The 4,075-nt window shown below is 44.8% G+C and carries 4 protein-coding genes and 1 pseudogene; 4 read left to right on the top strand and 1 reads right to left on the bottom strand.

All coding sequences use genetic code 11. The annotated features are described in order from the left end of the window. The 4 genes and pseudogenes from F6K20_RS27310 to F6K20_RS27295 all read left to right on the top strand — a co-directional run. A pseudogene (locus F6K20_RS27310) lies at positions 1-352 on the top strand (RDD family protein); the annotation flags it as partial. A gap of 205 nt (positions 353-557) precedes the next feature. Further along, positions 558-824, top strand: coding sequence for an extracellular matrix/biofilm regulator RemA (gene remA, locus F6K20_RS27305; RefSeq protein ID WP_008191366.1), 267 nt, complete (start codon positions 558-560; stop codon positions 822-824). Positions 825-848: 24 nt separating this feature from the next. Then, complete coding sequence (gene gmk / locus F6K20_RS27300) at positions 849-1,403, top strand: guanylate kinase (protein ID WP_287296751.1); 555 nt, start codon at positions 849-851, stop codon at positions 1,401-1,403. 236 nt (positions 1,404-1,639) lie between these two features. Further along, positions 1,640-1,966: a DUF3082 domain-containing protein gene (locus tag F6K20_RS27295; RefSeq protein WP_071102380.1), complete on the top strand. Its 327-nt coding sequence runs from the start codon at positions 1,640-1,642 to the stop codon at positions 1,964-1,966. Between the two features lie 443 nt (positions 1,967-2,409). On the opposite strand, the gene pabB is transcribed toward F6K20_RS27295, so the two are convergent. Beyond that, the gene (gene pabB / locus F6K20_RS27290; protein ID WP_287296749.1) at positions 2,410-3,906 is read right to left on the bottom strand and encodes an aminodeoxychorismate synthase component I; all 1,497 of its coding nucleotides are present in this window, start codon (positions 3,904-3,906) and stop codon (positions 2,410-2,412) included. Positions 3,907-4,075 lie beyond the last annotated feature (169 nt).

The raw sequence follows: 4,075 nt of genomic DNA, 5'->3' as shown, positions 1-4,075 counted from the left end.
TAAGGGAGAGAAACGCTTGGGAGATTGGTTAGCAGGAACCCTGGTAGTCCAAGAAGAGCAGCCTATGGCTTCTGCTAGCTTCGAGATCTCCGATCAGGCTCAAGCCTTAGCCAATCAGCTCCAAACCCAGGCAGATTTCTCCCCCTTGCAGCCAGAAGACTTTGCTATGATTCGAGAGTATTTGCAGCGGCGGGAGGCAATGACATTTCAGGCAAAAGCGAAGTTAAGCCGACAACTGGCTGATCAGGTCAAAGACATGATTGCCTTGGAAAAGGTACCGTCAGTTGTCACGGCTAACTTGTTTCTGGAGGCTGTGTACCTTGCCTATCAGCAGTTATCATCCCAGGATTAGTGACCCACGCACCCTTGCTCCAGCTTGAGCCATGGGTTGGTTATCTGGGAACAAAATACCCTATGCACTCAAGAGTTAAGACGGATGATTCCCTAAAATCTGGTAAAAAACCGGATTTTAGGCTTGTAAGGCTAAATTAATGTCGCTACTATTGTACTTGAATACTTATACTAGCTTCTCATCCGGCTTTTGCCGTTAGTTGCTCATGGACATTCAGCTGATTAATATTGGTTTTGGTAACATTGTTTCAGCAAACCGAGTTGTAGCAATTGTTTCTCCAGAGTCTGCTCCTATCAAGCGGATCATTACTGAGGCAAAAGAGCGTGGATATCTCATTGATGCAACCTACGGGCGTCGCACCAGAGCGGTAATTGTGACCGATTCCAGCCATGTCATCCTCTCGGCAATTCAGCCAGAAACTGTTGCCCATCGCTTCGTTATCAATAAAGATAGTCACAATGGTAACCATTAAGCTTGAAGCTTAACTAGACTCAACATGGAAGCAGGGAGACTCATTGTATTGACTGGTCCTTCTGGTGTTGGTAAAGGAACCTTGCTGCGCCAGCTCCTGAAGCGACACCCGGAACTTGAGCTTTTGGTTTCAGCAACCACCAGGCAACCACGTCCTGGGGAGGTGCATGGCAAACACTATTACTTTGTCACTCGTGACCAGTTTGAAGAAATGATCATAGGGGATGAGCTTTTAGAGTGGGCTGAGTACGCTGGTAATTACTACGGTACACCTAGTTTGCCAGTCAAGCAGCTTCTTGAGAAGGGTAGGTCAGTTATTTTAGAAATAGAATTGGTTGGGGCAAGGAAAATCAACAAAACCTTTCCCTCTGCCCTGCGTATTTTTGTACTACCCCCAAGTCTAGATGAATTAGAGCAGCGGATTCGCTTGAGGGGTAAGGATACTGAAGAAGTAATCGCCCAACGCCTTTCTATTGCCAAAGCCGAAATTGAAGCTGCTGATGAATTTGATGTGACTATTGTTAATCAAGACTTCAAAGAAGCCCTACAAAGGTTGGAAGCAGCTATCATTCCATCTTAACACTAAGTATTACACAGAAAGGTAATTACACACACACAAAGGTAAGATTATATCTGGTAGCTTCGTTATTGACCCTGGTATCGATAACTGGTTGAGATGTGTCAGGTTAGAATCCCCTGTGGATCAGCCTCGGGAGAGCCCAACTAGTAGAGATAACACTTAGCAGACATAACAAGCTACCGGATAATAATTAAAACCCTACTTAATACTTGCTGAATACTGGTCACTAATGACTAATGACAACATCTAACCAAGACACGGAAACCCCTAACAGTACTCAAGCGCTACCTTCCCCCTGGCGCTGCCTTACGGGAGCATTGATTTCTGGAGGATTGACGAGCGCTATTTATTTTCTAACTGCCTCGATTGCTACAACCTTTGCTAATAAACCCCTCACGTCTAACTCTCAGACAGCCCTCAAAATTGCGATCGCAGTTCGGACGCTGGTAGTGGGAGTCAGTACCCTAGCCACGTTTATCTTTGGTATTACTACCATTGGTTTGGTAGCTTTGGCAATTCAACAACTCTACCGAACGAAGTTCGGCACTCTACCGCCCAAGTGAGGGTCTACCGATAGGTTATTGTCTGGTAGTTGTTGACTTTCACTACAGCAGTGGACAAAAGGGTTAACTAACAGATATGGTCAATTAACAAACAATTAACAATTAACCATCTCGGTTTGTAAACCATCTAAACTCCAATTCCCCTCCCGTTATAGCCCTTAGACAAGCGCGGGAGACGGGGCGTATAAAGTGCTCCCGCAGGTGACCCACACAGCCCCTTGGAAATTGGATACCGAATTTGTTGCGTATCCTAAATATTTCTGCTATAATAGATATATTATTACACTCGTTCGCTTAGCTTCTCCTAGGGAGAGAAGAGTGTCGGTTTAAGTGCAAGCTGAAAATCCTCTGCTGGAAACTTAAATCAACAAAAACCTTGAAAAAGTAAGCCCAAGGATTTGATCTGAGGGTGTAGAGGCTGTTTGGTTCAGCCGTTAAGGGTTTTATACTCTTAAGAATCCCTCGCTATAATCTCGTGATTTAGCGACGGGAGTATCAACAATCTCAAACAACTCTGGAGAAAACTCTCCACAAACCGTGTAGACAATCGCACGCACTAGGGCTTCAGCCTTGAGTAGGGTTTCTTCAAATTCCAGCTGGGGATTTGATAACGCAATCAGAGCACCACCGATACCAATCGATACTTGATTGGGAGTAATCTCAGCAGTTCGGATCACAATGTTAAGGTCTGCAGCACCGTTGAGTGCGAGAAACCCGATCGCTCCGGAATAGATTCCCCTGGCCTGAAGTTCCAATCGATCAATAATCTCCATGGTTGAGATCTTAGGAGCACCAGTCATGGAGCCTCCAGGAAATGTGGCACGGATACAGTCTCCCACCCTTACATCTGGACGCAAACGACCCCGAATTGTACTCACCAGTTGATGAACTGTGGCATAGGTTTCCACATCCATTAACTTAGGGACATGGACACTGCCAATTTCGCAAACCCTGCCCAAATCGTTCCGAAGTAAGTCTACAATCATTATGTTTTCACAACGGTTTTTTTCCTGAGTGCGTAACGCTTCGCACAACAGTCGATCTTCTTCTTCTGTTTGGCCTCGTGCGGCAGTTCCTTTGATGGGTTTAGATTCCACCCAACCTGAGGGGTCAATTTTCAGGAATCGTTCTGGGGATGAACAAGCCACAGCTAGCTCGCCAAATTTTAGGAAGGCAGAGTAGGGTGCAGGATTGAGTTGGCGCAACCTTCGGTAAAATGCCAAGGGGTCAAGTTCGATATTGGCATAAATTTTGTTAGTCAAGCAAATTTCGTAGCTTTCTCCAGCTTTAATTTGATCGAGACTTTCTTGAATATCTTCCAGATATCTCTGGTAGGAACGACTCAATCGAAAGCTAACTTTTCGATGAGTATAGTCTAACTCAATGGGAGGCAAAGGAGGTAGAGTACAAAGCTGTTTTTCGATACCTTCAAACCAAGCATTTGTTTGCTCAGTTTCCCCTTTTTTAGTCAGACACAACAGATAGGTTACTTGCTCTTGATGGTCAAAAGCAATAATTCGGTCTGCTAAGAGAAACATCGCATCTGGAAATTGCGATTGATGGACTATATTTCCTCCACATTCTGCTTTTAGTTCGTAACCAAAGTAGCCAACAAAACCACAGTTAAAGTCAAACGGAAGCCCTTCTAAACAGTTGTATCGACGCTCAAGTTCTCTGTGTAGATAGGAGAAGATACTTTCTCTACGATGTGTTGTTTGGCCTGAGCAGTTAATGGTAAGTTTTTGGTCAGTAATCGAGTATTGCACTACCAGGCTGTTTGGTCCTGTACCATCTCCCATAAAAGAAAAACGAGATAGACCAGGTTCTACGCGAGAGCTGTCTAGCCAGAATGCTGTCGGTTGTGAGCCAAATAGATGAACAAACACTCGTTCCGAATCAGGGTAGACCGTGAGCTTGCGACTATGAATATTAAAAATCATTTGATGAAACAGCCGTGACTTAAGCATTCAGCCGTCAGCTATCATGCTTAAAATAAACATCGACAGGGAGAATTTAATAGTTCGAGATTTTACAGAATTGAAAGTGTGGGCAAAAGCCCATCTAAGCATATGCGCTACGCGCACGCGTGCGCGTTCAGCAGTCAGTGGA

Origin of the sequence: Moorena sp. SIO2C4 (genome assembly GCF_010672485.1) — a bacterium.
GTDB lineage: Bacteria > Cyanobacteriota > Cyanobacteriia > Cyanobacteriales > Coleofasciculaceae > Moorena > Moorena producens.
This window is presented reverse-complemented; position numbering and strand designations above follow the sequence as displayed.

Excerpts from the sequence above, each read along its gene's own strand:
- remA (WP_008191366.1), top strand. The coding sequence starts at position 558 with ATGGACATTCAGCTGATTAATATTGGTTTTGGTAACATTGTTTCAGCA.
- gmk (WP_287296751.1), top strand. The coding sequence starts at position 849 with ATGGAAGCAGGGAGACTCATTGTATTGACTGGTCCTTCTGGTGTTGGT.
- F6K20_RS27295 (WP_071102380.1), top strand. The coding sequence starts at position 1,640 with ATGACAACATCTAACCAAGACACGGAAACCCCTAACAGTACTCAAGCG.
- pabB (WP_287296749.1), bottom strand. The coding sequence starts at position 3,906 with ATGATTTTTAATATTCATAGTCGCAAGCTCACGGTCTACCCTGATTCG.